A 20,046-nucleotide genomic window follows, 5' to 3' on the forward strand; every position below is an offset into this window, starting at 1 on the left:
GGGTACGGACTGTGAAAGAGCTGTCGGGTCCGGTGGCTCAGGCCCCCGTGGTGAAGCGGAGCCTGATCGTGCGGGCCTCGGGGCGCAGGGCGAACTCCGGCCACACGTCCGGCCCGCAGGCGCGGGAGCCGAGGCCGTGCTGGGCCGCGTCGACGATGAGGTGGCTGGTGGCGGACTCCGGGAGTTCGAAGGGGTGGGCGGCCCGGGCGAGTTGCTGCGGGGTGTGGCGGGCGAGGGTGAAGCCGGGGCGCCGACCGCGGGTGTCGGGGAGGGCGTCGACGTGGAGCACCTCGGTGCCGCCGCTGGTCAGCGTGAGCCGGCGGAGTCGGGAGCGGTGGCCGGTCTCCTGGGGGCGCGCGTAGTCCACCGAGAGGTCCCGGACGCCTGCCGAGAACCGGCCGGTGCGGGCCGCGCGGAGGCTGTCGGGGTAGGACTCCAGCGGGCCGAGGCCGAACCACTCGGCGCCGTCCACGGGGGCGGTGCCGTCGGGGAGTTCGAAGTGCACCCCGATCCGCGGCCACACCGTGGCCCAGCCGCGCGCGGGCTCGATCTCCACGCGCAGTTCCAGTCCGCCGTCCTCGACCGACCAGACCGACTCCACCATCACGGAGAGCGCGGAGTCCGCGGCGGAGACCCGGTCGACGGTGCGCAGGGCGTCCGTGGTCTGCTCCACGCCGATCCGGCGGGCGACGAGCCGGTCGAGTCCGTCCCGGCGCCACAGTTCGGCGCTGGAGACCCCTTCGGCGCTGGCGTCGCTGCCCTCCAGCCGGTCGGCGGTGCCCTCGTCGTTGTCGGTCGGGGCGCGGAACAGTTCCAGCCGCGGCCCGGTCACGGGCCGCCCGGCGAGCCGGGTGAGGGATCCGCCGGTGAACTCGGCGATGCCGAGCGTGCGGGTCCCCTCGCCGGGCCGCCAGCCGGACCGGGGGCGGACGGCGGGCACCGGCCGCCGTACCGAGCGGTCCAGCTGGGCGGTGGCGACCTCGTGGCCCGCGGGGGCCCAGGCGGTCTCCGTCGCCAGCACCGCCTCGACGGTCAGCCAGGTCTCGGCGTCCGCGGCCACCGCGGTCGCGGGCAGCGGCACCCGTCCCGACTCGCCCGCCGCGAGCAGGGGTGTCTCCAGCTCCCCCGCTTCCACGGGGATGCCGTCGAACTCGACGCGCCAGCGGAACCGCAGGTCGGAGGTGTCGGCCGAGTGCCGCAGGTTGGTGATGTCGAGCTTGTCGCCGTCGAAGGCGAACCGCACCGGCTGGACGACCGCCTTGAACTCGTGCAGGCCGGGCGTCGGCACGTCGTCGCTGAGCACCATCCCGTCCATCACGAAGTTGCCGTCGTGCACGACCTCCCCGAAGTCGCCGCCGTAGGCGTAGTACGGGGTCCCGTCGGGGGCGGTGGCGAGGATGCCGTGGTCGCGCCACTCCCAGACGAAGCCGCCGTGCAGCCGCGGGTGGCGGTGGACCAGTTCCTCGTACTGGTCGAGGGCGCCCGGGCCGTTGCCCATGGCGTGGGCGTACTCGCAGAGCAGGAACGGCTTGGTGCGCTGCCGGGCGCCCTGGGCGGGGGTGCAGCCGAGCAGCGGCGCGGTGGAGCCGTCGGTGCCGATCTGCTCGGTCTCCGGCACCGTCGCGTACATCCGGGAGTAGACGTCGGTGTAGTCGCCGGTGTAGTCGCCCTCGTAGTGGACGGGGCGCTCGGGGTCGCGGGCGTGCACCCAGGCGGACATGGCGGCGAGGTTGGCTCCGGTGCCGGCCTCGTTGCCGAGCGACCACATCACGACGCCGGGGTGGTTCTTGTCCCGTTCGACGGTGCGCTCGATGCGGTCCAGGCAGGCCGCGCGCCAGGCCGGGTCGTCGGTCGGGTTGCCGGTCCAGCCGACCTTGTCGAAGCCGTGCGTCTCCAGGTCGCACTCCAGGACGACCCAGAAGCCGAGTTCGTCGGCGAGGTCGAGCAGCCGGGGGTGCGGCGGGTAGTGGCTGGTGCGGATGGCGTTCACGTTGAACCGCTTCATCCGGGCCAGGTCCGCGCGGGCGTGCGCCTCGTCGAAGACCCGGCCGCGCTCGGGGTGGGCCTCGTGCCGGTTCATGCCGTGGAAGACGACCTTGTGGCCGTTGACCAGGAACTGGTCGCCGCGGATCTCGATGGTGCGGAACCCGGCCCGCAGGGCGATGCTCTCCGCGGCCGAGGACACGGTCACCTCGTAGAGCCGGGGCAGCTCGGCCGACCACGGCGCCACCTCCGGGACGTCGACGGGCGCCACGTCGGCCGCCGTCTCCCAGACCTGTTCCACGCCCAGTTCGGGGATGCGCAGGGTGACCGGGAACGCGGCCGGATCGGCGGTGAGCTCCGTCTCGACGCGCCCGCGCCCGTTGTCGTACCCGGTGCGCAGCCAGACGTCCTCGATGCCCCCGGCCGGGCGGGCGAGCAGGGTGACGTCCCGGAAGATGCCGGGCAGCCACCACTGGTCCTGGTCCTCCAGGTAGCTGGCGGCCGACCACTGGTGCACGCGGACGGCGACGACGTTGTCGCCGGGGCGCACGGCAGAGGTCACGTCGAACTCGTGGGCCAGCCGGCTGCCGCTCGCGCTGCCGATCTCGACGCCGTTGACCCAGACCTTGAACAGCGACTCCACGCCGTCGAACCGGAGCAGCACGCGTTCGGCGTCCGGCCAGCCGGCGGGCAGCTCGAAGTGGCGGCGGTAGTCGCCGGTGGGGTTCTCGTCGGGGACGTGCGGCGGGTCGATCGGGAACGGGAACTGGATGTTCGTGTACGCCGGCCGGCCGTGGGCGCCGTCGCCCTCCAGCACCCAGTGCGCGGGCACCGGCATGCTGTCCCAGACCCGGTCGTCGAAGTCCTCTGCGGCGAAGTCCGGCACCACGGCCGCCGTGGGCGACAGCCGGAAGCGCCAGTCGCCGTTCAGCGACAGGGACGGGGCGTCGGAGTGCAGCCAGGAGCGGGCCGGGCGCAGGGCGCCGTGCCAGGGAGTGGGGTCCGATACGTACGCGGTGGGCTCGGAGGACAAGGCGTCACAACTTTCTTCAAGACGGGGGGGTGGCAGCGCCCCGAAGGGGCGCGGGGAACTGCGCGACCAGCCACGACGGCGCCGCAGACAGCGGATCGCGGCCTACCCGCGGAGCACCACCGTGCGGATCTCCCAGGGACCGAGGTCGAGTTCGAGCCCGTCGCGCACCGGTTCGGCGCCGATCGGCCGGCCGAGCAGGTCGACCGTGGTGGCCTCGGTGAAGGCGCCGGTCACGCGGACGGCCGTCGCGGTGTCCCGCATCGCCACCAGCCGGAGTTCGGTGCCGGGCCCGTGTTCCGCGTCGGTGATCCGGCGGATGCCGGACACGTGCACGTCCCGGCCCTCGACCTGCACGCCGGCCGCGTCCGCGGGCAGCGGGCCGCCGGCGGGCGCCGTGCCGCGGGTGACGAGGGCGTCGCCGCGGAACTCGTCGGCGAGGGCGACCGCGTTGGCGCCCTGCCAGCCGGACGCCCAGGGCAGCACGGCGAACCGGTTCTCGACGCGCATGCCGAGGTCCTGGGCGCCGGGCGCCGGGATCTCGCTCGCGGCGGGCTCGTCGCGCAGGGGGTGGATGTTGACGCTGATGGAGCCGATGGCGCGCAGCAGGGTGAGGGCGAGGGCGGAGCCGTCGTCGACGAGTTCGTACTCGGCGGAGTGGTCGAGCAGGACGGTGGCCGGGCCCGCCGACACGAAGGTGCTCGCGGGGAAGGTCGGGAGCGGGTACTCGCCCCAGCCGCCCTCGGCGGTCAGGCCGCGCTCGGTGACGGCGAACTGCCCGGCGGACGCGGACGAGGTGACGGGCAGGGGCAGCGGGACGTGCAGGCGCAGCCGGTGGTCGGCGGACCGGTTCAGGAACGTGGTGGAGATCCGGACGAAGGGCTCGCCCGCACGGACCTCCACCAGCATGTCCACGGGGGTCGGGACGGTACGGCCGCCGCGCCGGTCCCGGTCGCCGTCGGCGAGCGCCTCCGGCCACTCGTAGACGCGGGTGACGCGCAACCGGGCCCGCAGCGGGCCGCTTTCGAGGAGTTCGACCGCGACACCGGTCGGCTCGGACACCAGGACGTCATGGCCCGGCGGGGCGTAGTTGTAGCTGTCGCCGCGGTCGCCGCCGTCCACCAGGCGGCCGACGCCGGACAGGACGGTGCCGTCGACGCCGGTCACGTCCAGGGTGCCGTCGGCGGTGACGGCGACCTCGACCAGGCCGTTGGAGAGGCGGTCCGCCGTCGCCGTCGCGCCCTGCATCGCCGGGGCGGCGGGCAGGCCGGCCGCCCCGACCCGGAAGGCGGCGAGTCCGGCGGCGGGGACGGGTACGGCCACCAGCGCGGTGGCCCGGGCCTGGGCGAGGGTCCGCACCCGCCACTCCCCCGGGTGCGCGGCGGCCGCGGCGGCGACCTCGCCGCGCAGGGTCATCAGGTCGAAGGGGCCGTCCGGGACCTCGGCGAGGTGGAAGACCAGGGAGTGCGGGGTGAGTTCGTAGCCGTTGATCAACAGGCCGAACAGCTCGCGGCGGTGGATGCGGCGCAGCACCCGCTCCAGCTGGGAGGCGTCGAGCCGCTCGTCGCTGAGGACGGTGGGGGCCTGGGAGACCGGCTGTACGGGGTGGGTCGTGCCGTCGGCGGTGGTCGCGACCAGCGTGCTTCCTTCCGGGGCGGCGACGACGTCGACCTCGACCAGTGCGGTCCGCGGCGCCGGCAGCGGGTTGGCGACCAGGTAGGCGTCGGCGGGCACCCCGGCGGCGGGCTCGGCGAGGGCCGCGTCCCGGACGGCGCGGGCGGCCTGGGCGGCCTCGGCGAGGCGGGCCGCGACCTGGTCGCAGGTCTCGTCGGTGCCGGAGCCGACCACGGAGTCGTGCGCGGTGGACTCGATGATCTTGTGCCAGGCGAGGGCGAGGAAGGCGGAGTCGTCGCGGCCGGACCACAGGGCGTTCATCCGCTCGGCGTGGTCGACGGTCCGCTCGGCGGCGGCCATCCGCTGCTTGAGCCCGAGCCGCACGGAGAGCACGCCCGGCAGGATGTTGCCCCGTACGTGACTGCGCAGCTCACCGGTGACGACGGCGGTCACCTCGTCCCGGGCGTGCCCCAGGATGTACTCGTCGAGGGTGGCGACGGTGATCGGCCGCTCCTCGCCGGAGGCCTTCCGCAGCCACTCCCCGAGGAGCGGGTCGGGCGCGTTGTGGTCGGTGCCGGCCATGGCGAGGACCGGGTCGCCGCCCCACCGCTCCGCCGTCATCCCGGCGTACTCGCCGAGCGCGTGCCGGATCCGGTCCGGTACCAGCAGGACGTCGAGACCGTTGTCGTAGCCGTCGAAGAGGAACTCGGTGCGCACCTCGGAGCCGTCGGGCGCGCGCCAGCGGAAGGCGTGCCCGTCGACCGTGCCGGGCACCCCGCGCCACAGCGCCGCGTGCTCGATGCCGGCCCGGGCCAGGATCTGCGGCATCTGCGCGACGTGGCCGAACATGTCCGGCAGGTAGCCGATCGGCATGGCCCCGCCGAGGCGTTCGGCGGCCGCCCAGCCCATCTGGAGGTTGCGGACGATGGTCTCGCCGGAGCAGAGGAACTCGTCGAGCAGGATCAGCCACGGCCCGACGGCCAGCCGGCCCTCCCGGACCAGGGCCGCGACCCGCTCGCGGTTCTCGGGCCGCATCTCCAGGTAGTCCTCGACGGCGGCCATCTGCCCGTCGACGGTGAACCGGAAGTCCGGGTCGGCCTCGGCCGTCTCCAGCACGGTGTCGAGGGCGGTGACGAGCCGGTGCCGGAACACCTGGAACGGCTCGTACCACTCCCGGTCCCAGTGGAAGTGGGGCACGAAGACAGCCGGGTTGGGCATGGTGGGGAACACCTTCTGTGCGTGGGGCCGTGCGGGGGGCCGTGCGTGGGGGGTCACTTGAGCGAGCCGGCGGAGAGGCCGGTGCGCCAGAACCGCTGGAGGAGGATGAAGACGACGATCACCGGCAGGATCGACACCAGTGAGCCGGTGATGATGGACTCCTGCAGCAGCGGGGAGCGGGCGGTCTGGCCGTTCCACTCGTACAGGCCGAGGGTGATCGGGAAGAGGGACTCCTTCTGCAGCATCACCATCGGCAGGAAGAAGTTGTTCCAGATGGCCACGAACTGGAACAGGAAGATGGTGACCAGGGCCGGGGTCATCAGCCGGAACGCCACCGAGAAGAAGGTCCGGAACTCGCCGGCGCCGTCCAGCCGCGCCGACTCGATCAGCTCCTGCGGCACGGAGGCGTTGGCGAAGATCCGCGCGAGGTAGACGCCGAACGGGCTGACGATGCTGGGCAGGAACACCGCGAGGTAGGTGTTGACGAGCCCGGTCGCCGAGAACAGCAGGAACAGCGGCAGGGCGAGCGCGGTGGTGGGCACCAGGACGCCGCCGAGGATGACGGAGAACAGGAACTCCCGGCCGCGGAACTGGAACTTGGCGAGGGCGTAGCCGCACAGCGCGGAGATCAGGGTGCCCACGGCCGCGCCCAGCACCGCGTACAGGACGGTGTTGAGGGCCCAGCGGCCGAAGATGCCGTCGCTGCGGGTGAACAGGGTGTGCAGGTTGTCGAACAGGTTGAAGTGCGAGAACGCCAGCCCGTTGGTGGCGGCGAGGTCGCCCTGCGGCTTGGTCGCCGCGACGACCAGGAAGTACACCGGGAGCAGGAAGTAGACGGCCAGGAGCAGCATCAGCCCCATGGCGGCCGTACGGCTGACCCGGCTCTCGCGGTCGGTGGTCGGTTTGTTCACAGTCCGGCCTTCTTCGAGGTCAGTCGCATGAACCCGAAGCTCAAGACGAAGGTGATGACGGCGATGACCACCGAGATGGCCGCGGCCTGCTGGTAGTTGTTCCCGGAGGCCACCGTGTAGGCCAGCATGTTCGGCGTGAACGTGCTGGAGATGTTCGACGAGATCTGCCGCAGCACGGCCGGCTCGGCGTACAGCTGCAGCGTGCCGATGATCGAGAAGACGGTGGTCAGCACGATCGACGGGGCGATGATCGGCACCTTGACCCGCCAGGCGATCGTCCAGTTGGAGGCGCCGTCGAGCTTCGCGGCCTCGTAGAGCTCCTGCGGGATCGACTGCAGCGCCGAGAACATGATCAGCATGTTGTAGCCGGTCCACAGCCAGGTCGAGACGTTCGCGGCCGACCAGAGGACGGCACCCGGGCCGAGGAAGTCGGGGTGCAGCCCGATGCCGTTCAGCAGGTCGACGACCGGGCTGAGCTGGGGCGAGTAGAGGTACGACCACATGATCGCGGCGATCACACCGGGTACCGCGTACGGCATGAACGCGACGATGCGGAAGAACCCCTTGGCCCGCAGCAGGGGCGTGTCGAGGAGCAGCGCGATGATCAGGGCCACGAACAGCATGACCGGCACCTGCACGATGCCGAACAGCCCTATGCGGCCGATGCTGGACCAGAACTCGTGGTTCTGGAGCACCTGCCCGTACTGCTCGAAGCCGCCGAACGTCGTGTACGACGTCCCGTACTGGCCGCCGGAGCGGCGTACGACGCGGAAGCTCTGCCAGAGGGCGTAGCCGACCGGCACCAGGTAGAAGAGCAGGAACGGCAGGAAGAACGGGGTCACGAAGGCGGCGACGGTGGCCGCCCGGGGGCCGCCGCCGTTCGGGCGGCGGCGGCCTCCGGGCGTGGTTCGCACGCCGGCCGAGCGGGTTGCGAGGTCGGTCATACCGCGGTCACTTGCCCGCCGTCGCCGGGATCGCCTGGTCCTTCATCGACTTCAGCGCGGCGGCCTGGGCGGTCGCGAGCGCGTCGTCGAGGGTCCCGCTGCCGGCCGCGGCCTTGGCCATCGCGTCCTGGAGCGCCAGGTTCACGGTCTTCTGCGTGGGGCCCCAGGCGAAGCTGGTGTCGATCTTCTTGGAGGCGTCCGCGAAGACGTCGAAGATCTTCTGGTTGTTGTAGTACGGCACGCCCTGCTTCAGCGCGGGCAGGTCGAGCCCCGCGGTGGCCGCCGGGTAGAGACCGCCGAGCTTGTTCTCCAGCGCCAGGGCGTCCGGGTCGGTGTTCAGCCAGGTGTTGAACTCGACCGACTCGTAGAGGTGCTTGCTGCCCTTCATGAACGCGACGGTCGAGCCGCCCCAGTCGCCGGAGGAGCCGTTCGAACCCCACGTCGGCATCGGGACGATCGTCCACTTCCCGGCCTGCTTGGGCAGGTTGTCGCGGAACATGCTGTAGCCCCAGGCGGCGCCGACGTAGGTGGCGAGCTGGTCCTTCTGGTACGCCGCGTACATCTGGGTCGAGCCGTGGGCGAGGTCGGTGCGCACGACCTTCTCGGAGATCAGCTTCTGCCAGTAGTCGGCGACCTGCTTGCTCTGCGCCGAGTCGACGCTGACCTGCCACTTGTCGCCGGAGTAGCCGTACATCTTGGCGTCGTTCTGCCAGAGGAGCCCGTTGAACCACTCGGCGTTGTTCGGGTCGAAGAACGTGATGTCGAGGGACGGGTCCGCCTTGTGCAGCTTCTCGGCGGCCGTCGCGTACTCGTCCCAGGTGGTGGGCACGGCAACGTTGTACTTCTTGAACAGGTCGCTGCGGACGTAGAGCGCCATCGGGCCGGTGTCCTGCGGGATCGCGAAGACGCCGGTGCCGCCGAAGCTGGTCTGCGACCAGGTCCAGGGCACGAACTTCGACTCGGCCGCGGTGGCCGCCTTGCAGGCGGAGGCGTCCACGAAGGCGCTCTGGGTGCGCAGGTTCGGGAGTTCGTCGTAGCCGACCTGGGCGAGGTCCGGGGCCTTGTTCGCCTTGAGGGCGTTGCCGAGGGTGCCGTACTGGTCGTTGGAGATGTTCTTCGTCTCGACCTGGACGTTCGGATGCTGCTTGTTCCACAGGTCGACGACCTGGTCCATGCCCGGAACGGTGTTCCAGTACTGGAGGGTGACCTTGCCCTTCGCGGGCTCGCAGGAGGCGGCGGACGCCTTGTCCGACGAGCCGGACGAGGAACACCCGGCGAGTACGACGATGCCTGCGGTCGCGGCTGCTGCGGCGAGGCGGGTGCGCGTGGCTGTGCTTCTCATATCTTCCGTTCCAGAGAACGCCTGGTTACGGGCCCAGGCGGGTCGACGTTGACACCTGGAGGCGGATGCCTTCTGGTTGGAATTGGGTTCCGTGAGCGGTAACGTGAGCGCTCACGGGAGCGGTAACGGGAAGTGATTGGGAGTGTGGGCTTCCGAACGCCAGAGTGTCAAGGTTTCTACGCATCGGGGCATACTCGGTGTCCCTGCGACGCTGGCGCGTCGGCAATTACGCGGAGGTGAGTGATGGCGTCGTCGGGGACCGGACCCCGTAGGGTCACGATCGACGATGTGGCCCAGGCCGCGGGCGTGTCCCGGCAGACCGTGTCGCGGGCGCTCAACGACAAGGGCGAGATCGGCGTCTCCACCAAGCAGCGTGTCCTCGACACCGCCCTGGCGCTCGGCTACCGCCCGTCCCGGTTCGCCCGGGGGCTCGTCCGGCAGGACACCATAAGTGTCGGCCTGGTGATCCCCGACCTGCTCAACCCGTTCTTCACCGAGGTCGCCGCGGCCGCGCTGGAGGCGGCCCGGGACCGCGGCTGGCATGTCGTCGTCTACGACACCGGCGACCGGACCGAGGAGGAGCGGGGCACGCTGGAGGTGATCGCCTCCCAGGTCGACGCCGTCGTGGGCTACCTCAGCCTGCCCGAGGACGAGATCGACAGGCTGACCCGGGGACTCCCCGTGGTGCTCATCGACCGCGAGCACCGCACCCAGCGGTTCAGCTCGATCCGGATCGACGGCGAGAGCGGCGTGCACGCGGCGATCAGCCATCTGACCGCGGCGGGACACCGGCACATCGGCATGCTCGAACATGCCGAACGGTCCGAACCGAGCATCCGGCACAGGTGGTTCGACGCCGCGATGTCCGCGTGCGGGCTGGACTCGGGCGCCGTGGCCCGCGCCGACCAGAGCGTCGAGGGCGGCGAGAGCGCGCTCCAGGAACTCCTCGCCGGGCACCCGGACCTCACCGCCGTGTTCACCTTCAACGACATCATCGCCATAGGCGCGCTGCGCGCCGCGCGCCGGATGGGCCGGCAGGTCCCCCGGGACCTCGCGGTGGTCGGCTTCGACGGTCTGCAGCTGGGTACGCTCGTCGACCCCCCGCTGACCACGGTGGCCCTGGACACCCGCCGCCTCGGCGCACTCGCCGTCGAACAGGCGGCCCGCCTCCTGACCGACAGCGACCCGCTGCCCGCCGACCAGCTGAAGGTGGGGGCGGAGCTGCGGGTGCGGGAGTCGGGGTAGGGGGCGGGGCGGGCCGGATGTCGGCGGTCTGCTGCCGTCGGGGTCGGCTGGCTGCCGGCGTCGGCGTCGGCTGGCTGCCGGCGTCGGCGTCGGCTGGCTGCCGGCGTCGGCTGGCTGCTGCCGTCGGCTGGCTGCTGCCGTCGGCGTCGGGCGTCTCCCTGCCCTCGGCGTCGGCTGGCTGCTGCCGTCGGCGTCGGGCGTCTCCCTGCCCTCGGCGTCGGCTGGCTGCTGCCCTCGGCGTCGGGCGTCTCCCTGCCCTCGGCGACGGCTGGCTGCTGCCGTCAGCCCGTTCGGGACCGTCCGGGACGGCGCGCGCGGTGGTTGCGCCACCAGGTGACCAGCCACAGGACGTTGACGCCGCCCAGGACGACCAGTACCGCCGCCGAGTCGGCGTTGCCCGCGAGGCCGTGGCCCGGTCCCAGTCCGCGCACCGCGCGGAGCAGCAGGGTGACGTCGGCGGGCAGGGTGACGGCCGCCATGAACGCCAGGCAGGCCACCGTCCCGGCCACGAGGACGACGCTGTAGAGGCGGACGGCCCGGCGCTCGTGCGCGGGCAGCCGTGCGCTCGGGTCACCGGCGGCACCGCCGCCCGGCCCTCGCCTCCGCCTCCTCCACCGCCTCCTCCACCGGAACACGTACCGGGCGTAGGCGAGTCCGTCGCCGTACAGATCACGGCAGCCCGTGAGGTCCTGGAGGACGAAGTACAGGTCGGTGCGGGTGAACACCATGAACTGGAAGGGCAGCGGCAACAGCGCCAGCAGCAGCAACGCGGCCAGCAGCCGGTGGGCCGTCGTCGCGGTGTCCGTGCGGGCGAGGGCCAGGACCACGGCCGACGCGACGGACAGGTTGAGGGCGATGCCGACCAGGTAGGCCGTCAGCCGGTGCCGGCGGGGTGCCAGCTCGATGCCGCTGATGTCGGTCTGCATGACGAGGAACTGGAGCCGGGTGCCCAGCCGTATCCTCCCCGGCACACCCGCTGCGCGGGCGGTGACCAGGTGCGCCAGTTCATGGGCCAGCACCAGCGTCCAGCCCGCGGCCGCCCCGGTGAGCAGGACCAGGCTGCCGTGCGGGCTCCACAGCAGGTCGCGGTAGCCGGGGAGCAGGTCGGGGCGGCGGGTCAGGACGGCACCGGCGGCCAGCAGCAGTACTCCGACGAGGACGGGCAGCGCCGGGTGCAGGGCGTACCGGACGTGGTGGGGACGCAGCCGCGGAAGGGACGCGCGCGGCGGGTCGGTGTCCGGGACCGGGCGGTCCCCGATCCTTGCCACGAACCCCAGGGCGGCCAGGTCCCTGACGAAGTCCGCGATGTCGAGTTCCGCACCGGTCTCGGCCCGCAGGATCTCCGCGGTGCGGGTCACGGTCAGCCCCTCGCCCAGCAGTTCCACCGCACGTGCGCCGACGGTCGGCAGGGCGACGAAGGTCCGGGTGGCCATGCGGCCGACGATCCACTCGTCCCGGTCCTGCCGCATCCCCAGGTCGTGCAGCAGGACACGGGCCGACGGCTCGACCGGCAACGGGTCCCGCGCCGCGGTGTCCGTCACGGGAGGCCCCCGGCTGCCTCTGCTGCCGCGGCTGCCGCGGCTGCCGCGGCTGCCTCTGCTTCCCTTGTGGTCCCGGCAGCCCCGGCAGCCCCGGCAGCCCCTGCGACCCCTGCGATCCCTGCGATCCCTGCGATCCCGGTCGTCCCACAGGCGGGGCAGTCGGGGCGGCGCTCCGAGCGTTGCATGACCGGGTCGCCGGGCATCATGAGGTTGAGGCCGGACCGGTATCCGGGTTCGATCGGCGGGATCCCGCACAGCAGCATGAGCGCGGCATGGGCCAGCAGGCTGCCGGACAGGCCCGCGGTCACGGCGTTGACCGGATTCCACGGCATGCGGGGCGAGGCGACCTCCTCGTCCTGGCCGGGCGCCAGCCGCAGGTCGCGCCGTTCGATCTCGGCGCTGCGCAGACACTCCCAGCACGCGCCCCGGCCGGGCGTGAAGACCCCGACGCTCACCAGCGGACCGCGGTAACCGGCTTCGGCCCACGACGTGCCGGTGGCCAGGCAGACCTGGTTGGCCCATCTGCGGATCACCGCGGGCCGGTCGGCGGCCAGGAGGAGGACGTCGTACCTCGGACCTCCGGCCGAACCGTGGACCTGCTCGCCGGCGGCACCGGCCAGCAGGTCTTCGAGGTCCGCCGGGCCGCGTACCTCGCGGCGCTCGCCGGTGACCGTCGTGTCCGAGTTCAGGGCGCGCAGAGCCGTCAGGGCTGCGTCGATCTTGGGCGTACCGAGGTCGCGCTCGCGGAAGAGGGTCTGCCGGTTGAGGTTGGACAGTTCGACGACGTCCGGTTCGACGCAGTGCAGCCGCCCCACCCCGGAGGCCACCAGGTCCCGTGCGGCGGCTCCGCCGGTGCCGCCGACGCCGACCAGCAGCACCTGGGCCCGGCGCAGCCGGAGCTGCGGCTCCCAGGCGCTCTCCCTGGGCCGCCGGTCCATCCAGCGCAGCAGAGCCATGCCCCTGCCGTAGCGTTCGCGTTCCCGCGCGGACAGCTCCGCGGGCGGTGCGGCACCGGCGTCCTCCACGTGCCCGGCCATGGCCAGGTCCGTCATCGCCTGGACGACGTCCGGTTCCGGCAACCGCAGTTCCGGGTGGCGGCGGGACACCTCGGCGACGACGTCCGCGGTGTCCCGCGTCCCGTCCATGGCCTCGACCAGCGTCCACACCCAGCCGTCGGGATCCAGGATCTCGGCGCCGATGCCGTGGACGACGCTCCCGATCCGGACATGGCCGTCGACGGTCCGGTAGGCCCGGTGTTCCGGCTTGATCCGAGGCCGTCGCATGGTGCGCACCGTCATCTTCGCGCCAATCTCATCAGTCCCAACTACCCGCGCACAAACGGACGTTGACAAGAGTTGTCGGACGAGCCAACTCTGACAAGAGCACCTCGACCACGGCGGACCACAGCCGGTGACAGGAGGACACGACATGGCGAACAAGATCGAGATACGGCCGCTCGACAAGAAGGAGACCACGGGCGACAGCGGTGGCAACGGCGGCTCGTGACCAGACGCGGATGATGGACCGGTACCTCACGGTCGCAGAAGTCACCGACTCGGCGCGGCAGTTGGTGTCCCGATACCCGGGAACCGCTCGGCTGCGCCGGATCGGGACGTCCCGCGCGGGCCGCCCGATCGAGATGCTGTCCGTGGGGCACGGGCCGCGCCACGTCCTGGTGGTCGCCCGGCCGCACCCCGACGAGCCGGTCGGCGGCACGACCGCACTCGCCCTGGCGGAGCGGGTGGCACGCGGCGACCGTCCGTCCCCGGCGACCGACACCGGCGTCGTCACCTGGAACTTCGTCCTGTGCCTCGACCCGGACGGCGCCGCGCTGAGCCAGGGGCTTGAGGAGGCCACGGCGGGGCCCGCCCCCTCCGTGTACGACTACTACCGCACCGCCTACCGCCCGGTCGCGGCGGAACAGCCGGAGTGGGCGCCGCTTGAGTCGGGCGGGCTCCCCGAGAGCCAGGCACTGTTCGATGTGATCGACGAGCTGAGGCCGTTCCTCCAGTGCTCCCTGCACGGCGTCGAGGCGGGCGGCAGCTGGGTCCAGCTGACCGACGCCCTCCCCGGACTCGCCGTCCCCTTCCGGACCTCCGCCACGGAACTCGGCATCCCGGTCCAGCGCGGCACGTTCGACGCCCTGTACTGGGAGAACCCCGGCCCCGGGATCTACGTACTGCCGCCGCCGCAGAGCACGGCCCGCCTGGCGGCCGGGTCCGAGAAGATCGGCCTGTCCACCTGGTGCGCCCCGCAGCGGTACGGCGGCGTCACCGCGATCGTCGAAGTGCCGATGTGGGCGAGCGACCTGGCCGCCGACCTGTCCCCGCACCCGGAGGCCGCCGCCGCGCTGCGCGACCTGGCCGGCCTGGTACGGCACGGCGGACGTCAGGTGACCGCCGTCCTCGACAGGGCCCGCGCCTTCCTGCCGCCTGCGCAGGACAGCCCGCCCCGCCGCGTCCTGGAATGGATGGCCGGCGGCCTCTACGACCTGGTCGCCGACTCCTGGGAACCCCTCGCCCGCCAGGCGGCCGACGATCCACGGGGGGTGACGACGGCCCAGGTCTGCGCCCTGGACATCGTGGCCCGGCGCCAGCCGCTGCGCGCCGCGGGTCTCCTGCTGCGGCTGCTGACGGCAGCGGACCACCCCGCCGCCCCGGACCTGCACCGCGACCTGGACGACCTCTTCACCACCTGGTGCACGGACTTCGAGAAGACCCTGCGACTGCGCCCGACACCCGTCCACCACCAGGTGGCACTCCAGACCCGAACGGTCCTGACAGCCGCGGGGTCCGCACTGGCGACGGGGTCCGGCGCACCTTGAGGGTGAAGCTCAAAGTCCGTTGAGCGGCCGGGATTCGTTGCCAGGCGGCGGCGCGCTCGCCGTCAGTGTGCGCTCGCGCACCTCCTCCTCCGGGAGGGCACCGAGGTGTTCCTCCACTTCATGGCCCCCTGAGCCCTTCGCAGACCGGTACGGGCTGTCAGGACCGCCGTCCGTCCCGGCGTCGGAGCGTGGGTCATCCCAGTAGCCCACCCCTAAGCTCTTTGCTCATGCGGACGGGGAGGCCGGGCGGCGATCGACGGCGTGCGCCAGGTACGACGAGTCCATCGAGGACCTCACCAAGGGTGCGACAAGACGCGCGTCCTGACACACCACATCGGTTCTGCGTCATCGGCCATGAGGCCGGTGGATCGACATCTTGGGGGCGCTGTGGCCGGCGAAGGCGATCACCAACGGCTTGATCTCGACGTGATCGAGAGCATGGGCAAGGGACTGAGCAGCATCAAGGGGGCGTTTGACGGGATCGGGAAACTCGACGACTACTCCGACGACTTCGGCAATGAGCATCTCGCCGACAAGTTCAAGGACTTCGCCGACAACTGGGAGATCAGCAGAGAGAAGCTGACCGGGGAAGTCGACGCGCTGGCGAGTATCGCGAAGGCGGCTGCGAAGGCTTACGAAGACATCGATCATCAGCTGGCAGAGGCCATCCGGGGTTCTCAGGACCCGAAGGAGAAGGGGAAGTAGGCCGTGGGAGGAAGGCCACGCGACTGGCATCCGGTGGCGGAGAGCGATCCGATTCCCGGAGACCCTGACCGGTTGGCGTCGTTGGGCAGGACTCTGCGCAAGACGGCGGACGAGCTTGAGCGTCAGATCAGAAATCTGAAGGCGGTTGCCGAGGTCGACGCCTGGGACAGCAAAGCGGGCAAGGAGTTCCGCGAGAAGGCGAGAGGAAACGTCAAGAAACTGGAGGCCGCCCTCAAGCGGTACGACACCGCGGCGACAGCAATCGGCTCCGCGGTCGTCGAAGTGGGCGGTGGCTACGAGGACAAGCTGCACGCCAGTCCCCGGAACTACGCCTCGGATCTGAACCGCGCCCAGGAGATCGCCGGCGCTGCCCTGACGGATGCCCAGGATGCCGAGGAGCGCAAGGGAGCCGCGCAGAAAACGCTGGACGGCCTGTCCGACAAGGGGCGTAAGAAAGAAGACGTAGCCAAGGACCGTAAGGACTACGAGGCGAGGCGGGACGCTGCCAGGGACGAGATCGAGGCTGCCCGCGCGAAAATCAGCGAGGCCAAGAAGATCCGCGATGACGCGGCCAAGCGCGCCGCCGACTCCGTCGACGCGATCATCAACCATGACTCCCTGAAGGATGGTTTCTGGGACACACTGGTCAAGGACATTGCGGACATCACATCCTGGGTTGCCACAGTCTGCGGAATCTTGTCCCTCGTTGTCGGCTGGATCCCGGTGATCGGGCAAGCACTGGCCGGCGTCCTGGGCGCCATTGCGATGATCGCGACCCTCATCAACTTCATTGCGACCTTCGTCGAGGTGCTGCAGGGAAACGCGGAGTGGATGGACCTGGGCATGGCCGCCCTCGGGTTCCTGATGATGGGGGTCGGCAAGGGCTTCTCCAAGATTGCCGGAAAGTTCGCCAAGGGTGCGCTGGGCAGGCTGGGAACAGCTGGCAGTGCTCGTACCGCCCGCCAGATCAGTCGGGCCAACAAGAACATTCGGCGACTGTCCGGAAAGCAGTTCAAGTTGGACAAGGGCGATGTCTGGAAGTCTCTCAAGGAGCCTTTCACCGAGCCGTTCTCCAAGGGGGCCTGGAGTGACAACCTCAAGGCCCTGAAGCCCGGAAACGGGAACTACAACCAGGCTTGGAGCGAGTTTCGCGCGCGGGGCGGAGGAAGCCTGCTCAAGGGAATTCCCAAGTCCTTCTCCATGGCCGATCCGGGTGTGGCGTCCGACCTCAAGTCGGTCAAAATGGGAACGGCGGCTCTGGGTGGACAATTCGACACCAACGCATTGAATCGGATCTCGCGGACTGCCAGCCGCATGTCGGTCGTCGGGGCCGGCATTACGCTGGGCGGAATGGGCCTGGACGGAAACCTCGACCCGCTCCTGGGCTGAGCGGACGACCATGCTTCGCCGAAAGGGAGAGACTTGACGACATCGAACGAGGGCGCCCCGCTGGCCGAAACCTTCGAGTGCACCTTCGAATTCCAACCGGGCTGGATCGACCTGACGCTCCAGGAAGGCACGAAGGCCGAAGCCAAGGCCCTGGCCACAGAGACGGTGAATCGCCTCGATCCGCTCGGCCTGGAGATCGAGAAAAGCGCGGTCTTCGACGACATGGTCGAACGGGCCATGGACCTGAACGACGATGTACCGGTCCTCGCGGCGGCTTACTACGCGGAGACGGGGGAGGCACTCGCCGACCTCATGGTCGACGGCTACGGCGATGAGGGCGTCCCCCGGCCCACCGCCGAGGAGGTCACCCCCCTGCTGCTGGAGTGGGGGAATGCCCGGGTCACCGGTGAGCCGCAGATCACCCGTCTCGATCTGCCCGCCGGACCGGCGGTCCGGGTCCAGTCCATGCTGGAGGTGAAGCGCAGGCTCGGGTTCGGCCGGAAGCTGACCGAGTTCGTTCGCTACGCCGTCTTCCCGCCCCGCATGGAGACCCTGGTCGTTGTCACGGTGACCTGGGAGAAGATCGCCCGCACCGAGGAGATCACGGAGCTGGCCGACGAGGCCGTTCGCTCCATGCGGATCACTCTGCTCTCCACAGGGGGCTCGACGGCCCCGGCCGACGGAGGGGCCGCATGAAGACAGCAGAGCAGTTCTCCTCGCCGCCCAAGGACTACCGCGTCATCGTGCCGGACGGCTGGTTCCAGCTCCCGCTCGATCCGCCGGACGACCGTGACCGTGCCATCGTGGCCCTCGCGGATCTGACGTTCCGCGGCGTGGACAATGCGCCGCACCTCAAGAAGCAGCTCATGCGGGACATCCAGCGGAAGGCGAAGGACGCCTACAAGGTCGGGGGAACCGAGCTGTACCTGTCCACGCTCTCCGTGGGACCGGTGCCGCTCGCCTCCTCATTGCTGGTCAGCGTCCCGGCGCCGGACGAGTGGCCGCGCACCTCCGACGCCGAGGAGCTCGCGGAGCACCTGGCCGGAAGTGGCCAGGGCAGGTACGACGACGTCGGTGTGGCACAGCTTCCGGCAGCCGGCAAAGCGGTGCGGTCCCGGCGCAGGGAGGATGCGGACCCCCAGGCGCAGCTCGGCAACACCATGCCTACGACGACTCTCACTTACTACGTACCGATTCCGGCGAGCGAGCGGTGGTTGATGCTGAACTTCTCCACTCCGGTCGATCCGCTCGCGGACCAGATGGTGGAGCTGTTCGACACCGTGGCCCGAACGTTGCACTGGGAGTAATCGACGATGAGTCAGCCTGCCAAGAAGTTGCGCACTTGGCACAGGTGGCGCCCGCCGCCGCATCCGGGCTGATACCGGTTCCCGGAGGCACGCTCCAGGGATTGGCGACCGACGCGTGCCGGACGGGTACCCGGTCTGACGGTTTGTCCTGGCGCGGCGTGCGCACCAGTGATGTACCTGTCCGCGTGTCCAGCGGGCTTTCCGTGACGCTGAACCGCATCGCCCGGCCGGACGGCGTCGGTGCGCTGGGAGGGACGGGACACGGGACTGTGTGATCGTCTCGACCAGCACACTGGAACTCGGCATCGAAGCGGGCGACCTGGACCGGATCGCCCTGCCGGACGCACCCCCGCACCGCCGCCGTCCTCCTCCGGCGGCTGGGCCGCTCTGGACGCCGCCCGGACAGTGGACGAGACAGGCGCCCGCCCGGCCCCCGCGAAACGGGTCCGGTTCACCATGCCTCAGGCGGGATTCCGAACAGCCAGCCGATCGAGCCGGCACAGGTCCACGCGCGAACTGCCGCGCGGGACGGCGATCGCGTCGACCATGACCAGGTGGGCCAGCAGGTTCGAGTCCTGTCTGGTCTCGGCCGCTCCGCGCGGGAAGGGCGGTAGGGCGGCGGGTCCCGTGCACACGGTCCTGCGGACAAGGCGGCCAGGCGTCGGCCATCTCGTGGTCCGGGCATGCCGAGTGGCCACGGTTCAGCCATGACCGCACTGCCCGACTGGATGCGCCCTCCGCGCGAGGAAGGCTGGCTCGCGGATGACCTGGACCGCCTCCCCGAGGCACCCCGCCACACCGAGCTGATCGACGGGGCCCTCGTCTTCATGATGTCGCCGCAGAGGTGGCGGCACGGCCACCTCGTCACCATGCTCACCGTCGCCCTCATGGAGCAGGCGCCCGGCGATGTCAGGGTCGGCCGCGGGATGACCGTAAAACTGGACGAGCGAAATCGGCCCGAGCCGGACCTGCTGGTGACAACCGCCGACTAAGACGGTGACCGAACCTGGTTCGCGCCGAACGAGGTACGACTCGTCATCGAAGTCGTCTCACCCGAGTCCGCGCACCGGGACCGCACGGTCAAGCTCCGTAAATACGCGGAGGCAGGCATCCCGCACCACTGGTGCATCGAGGACGAAGGCGGCGCCCCTGTCGTGCACGCCTACGAACTCGACGAACCGACCGGTGCCTACGCACCCGCGGGCATCTTCCGGGGCACCCTGAAGCGCCCCGTGCCTTTCGAGATCAGCCTGGATCTCGACAAGCTCACCCCACCGCAGGGCAACTAGAAGCCAGCACCACATCGGCTCGGGAACAGCAAAGGGGCCGGGCTCACCGGAACTCGGCCCCTTCTGGTCTGCGCACTTGGCGCAAAATCTGGCGCGCGGTGACGAATGGATCACACGTTGAAGCGGAACGTTCCATGCAGCGCTTCCACCTGCGGAAACGACGCTTCCGAGGTCCATATCCAGCACCGATCCAGCACGGTCCGCGTTCATCCAGCACGCACAGCCCCGTCGAGTGACCTACCACGACACGACCCCATTGTGTACACATGGCACACCCGGTACGCTTGGATGCATGACGCTACCACTGCCCATAGAGTCCATCCGCGACGTGCGCGCACACTTGGCAGAGGTCGTGGAGCGCGCAGACCGCGACGACGTGCCCACAGTGATCACGCGCCGGGGCAAGGAAGTCGCCGCCGTCGTGTCCATCGAGGTGCTACGCAAATACCAGGAGTGGGAAGAGCGCGAGATCAACCGCATCATCGACGAGCGCATGGCCAACCCCGCACCCGGCATCCCGATCGAGCACATCATGAGGGAGACGCTGGCGCGCGGTGAGTGAGTACCGAACCGTCTTCCGCCCCGAGGCGCAGGCCGAACTTCGGAAGATGGAGCCTCCCCCTGAGTGGTGGACACGCTGATACTGGATCTGCTTGATCCGGAGGAAGCGAGAAGACCGCCGATGGCGATGAAGGACTATTCGG

14 protein-coding genes and 2 pseudogenes are annotated in these 20,046 nt (G+C 70.7%); 9 read left to right on the forward strand and 7 right to left on the reverse strand.

What is annotated here, in order from left to right; all coding sequences use genetic code 11:
* Window positions 1–37: 37 nt before the first annotated feature.
* The 5 genes from ACFZB3_RS33680 to ACFZB3_RS33700 all read right to left on the reverse strand — a co-directional run bounded on the left by ACFZB3_RS33680 (window position 38) and on the right by ACFZB3_RS33700 (window position 9,042).
* A complete protein-coding gene (locus ACFZB3_RS33680; RefSeq protein WP_391382125.1) occupies window positions 38–3,016 on the reverse strand; it encodes a glycoside hydrolase family 2 TIM barrel-domain containing protein in 2,979 nt (992 codons plus the stop codon).
* A 102-nt stretch (window positions 3,017–3,118) separates the two neighbouring features.
* A complete protein-coding gene (locus ACFZB3_RS33685) occupies window positions 3,119–5,845 on the reverse strand; it encodes an alpha-mannosidase (protein ID WP_391382127.1) in 2,727 nt (908 codons plus the stop codon).
* Between the two features lie 53 nt (window positions 5,846–5,898).
* Complete coding sequence (locus tag ACFZB3_RS33690) at window positions 5,899–6,705, reverse strand: ABC transporter permease subunit (RefSeq protein ID WP_391382187.1); 807 nt, start codon at window positions 6,703–6,705, stop codon at window positions 5,899–5,901.
* A 47-nt stretch (window positions 6,706–6,752) separates the two neighbouring features.
* Window positions 6,753–7,700, reverse strand: coding sequence for a sugar ABC transporter permease (locus ACFZB3_RS33695; RefSeq protein WP_351711253.1), 948 nt, complete (start codon window positions 7,698–7,700; stop codon window positions 6,753–6,755).
* 7 nt (window positions 7,701–7,707) lie between these two features.
* Window positions 7,708–9,042: an ABC transporter substrate-binding protein gene (locus tag ACFZB3_RS33700; protein WP_391382129.1), complete on the reverse strand. Its 1,335-nt coding sequence runs from the start codon at window positions 9,040–9,042 to the stop codon at window positions 7,708–7,710.
* Between the two features lie 243 nt (window positions 9,043–9,285).
* Here ACFZB3_RS33700 and ACFZB3_RS33705 point away from each other — a divergent pair, with 243 nt between their 5' ends.
* Window positions 9,286–10,287: a substrate-binding domain-containing protein gene (locus tag ACFZB3_RS33705; RefSeq protein WP_391382131.1), complete on the forward strand. Its 1,002-nt coding sequence runs from the start codon at window positions 9,286–9,288 to the stop codon at window positions 10,285–10,287.
* A 281-nt stretch (window positions 10,288–10,568) separates the two neighbouring features.
* On the opposite strand, the gene ACFZB3_RS33710 is transcribed toward ACFZB3_RS33705, so the two are convergent.
* Both ACFZB3_RS33710 and ACFZB3_RS33715 read right to left on the reverse strand, forming a co-directional pair.
* Window positions 10,569–11,828, reverse strand: coding sequence for a hypothetical protein (locus ACFZB3_RS33710; protein ID WP_391382134.1), 1,260 nt, complete (start codon window positions 11,826–11,828; stop codon window positions 10,569–10,571).
* Window positions 11,825–13,126: a ThiF family adenylyltransferase gene (locus ACFZB3_RS33715; RefSeq protein ID WP_391382136.1), complete on the reverse strand. Its 1,302-nt coding sequence runs from the start codon at window positions 13,124–13,126 to the stop codon at window positions 11,825–11,827. Before ACFZB3_RS33715 ends, ACFZB3_RS33710 begins: the two co-directional genes overlap by 4 nt.
* A 221-nt stretch (window positions 13,127–13,347) precedes the next feature.
* Here ACFZB3_RS33715 and ACFZB3_RS33720 point away from each other — a divergent pair, with 221 nt between their 5' ends.
* The 8 genes and pseudogenes from ACFZB3_RS33720 to ACFZB3_RS33755 all read left to right on the forward strand — a co-directional run bounded on the left by ACFZB3_RS33720 (window position 13,348) and on the right by ACFZB3_RS33755 (window position 19,904).
* The gene (locus ACFZB3_RS33720; protein WP_391382189.1) at window positions 13,348–14,652 is read left to right on the forward strand and encodes a M14 family zinc carboxypeptidase; all 1,305 of its coding nucleotides are present in this window, start codon (window positions 13,348–13,350) and stop codon (window positions 14,650–14,652) included.
* 426 nt (window positions 14,653–15,078) lie between these two features.
* Window positions 15,079–15,357 carry a hypothetical protein gene (locus tag ACFZB3_RS33725; RefSeq protein WP_391382138.1) on the forward strand — a complete coding sequence of 93 codons (279 nt, stop codon included), beginning with the start codon at window positions 15,079–15,081 and terminating at the stop codon, window positions 15,355–15,357.
* A gap of 33 nt (window positions 15,358–15,390) precedes the next feature.
* Entirely contained in the window at window positions 15,391–16,746 is a 1,356-nt protein-coding gene (locus tag ACFZB3_RS33730) for a hypothetical protein (protein ID WP_391382140.1), read from the forward strand.
* Between the two features lie 33 nt (window positions 16,747–16,779).
* Complete coding sequence (locus tag ACFZB3_RS33735; protein WP_391382142.1) at window positions 16,780–17,442, forward strand: hypothetical protein; 663 nt, start codon at window positions 16,780–16,782, stop codon at window positions 17,440–17,442.
* Window positions 17,439–18,053, forward strand: coding sequence for a hypothetical protein (locus ACFZB3_RS33740; RefSeq protein ID WP_391382144.1), 615 nt, complete (start codon window positions 17,439–17,441; stop codon window positions 18,051–18,053). Before ACFZB3_RS33735 ends, ACFZB3_RS33740 begins: the two co-directional genes overlap by 4 nt.
* Before the next feature lie 262 nt (window positions 18,054–18,315).
* Window positions 18,316–18,469: pseudogene (locus tag ACFZB3_RS33745) on the forward strand (helicase-related protein); the annotation flags it as partial.
* Window positions 18,470–18,760: 291 nt separating this feature from the next.
* Window positions 18,761–19,342: pseudogene (locus ACFZB3_RS33750) on the forward strand (Uma2 family endonuclease).
* 292 nt (window positions 19,343–19,634) lie between these two features.
* Window positions 19,635–19,904, forward strand: a complete 270-nt coding sequence (locus ACFZB3_RS33755; protein ID WP_391382146.1) for a type II toxin-antitoxin system prevent-host-death family antitoxin — start codon at window positions 19,635–19,637, stop codon at window positions 19,902–19,904.
* Window positions 19,905–20,046 lie beyond the last annotated feature (142 nt).

Origin of the sequence: Streptomyces sp. NPDC008092 (genome assembly GCF_042957285.1) — a bacterium.
Classification (GTDB): Bacteria; Actinomycetota; Actinomycetes; order Streptomycetales; family Streptomycetaceae; genus Streptomyces.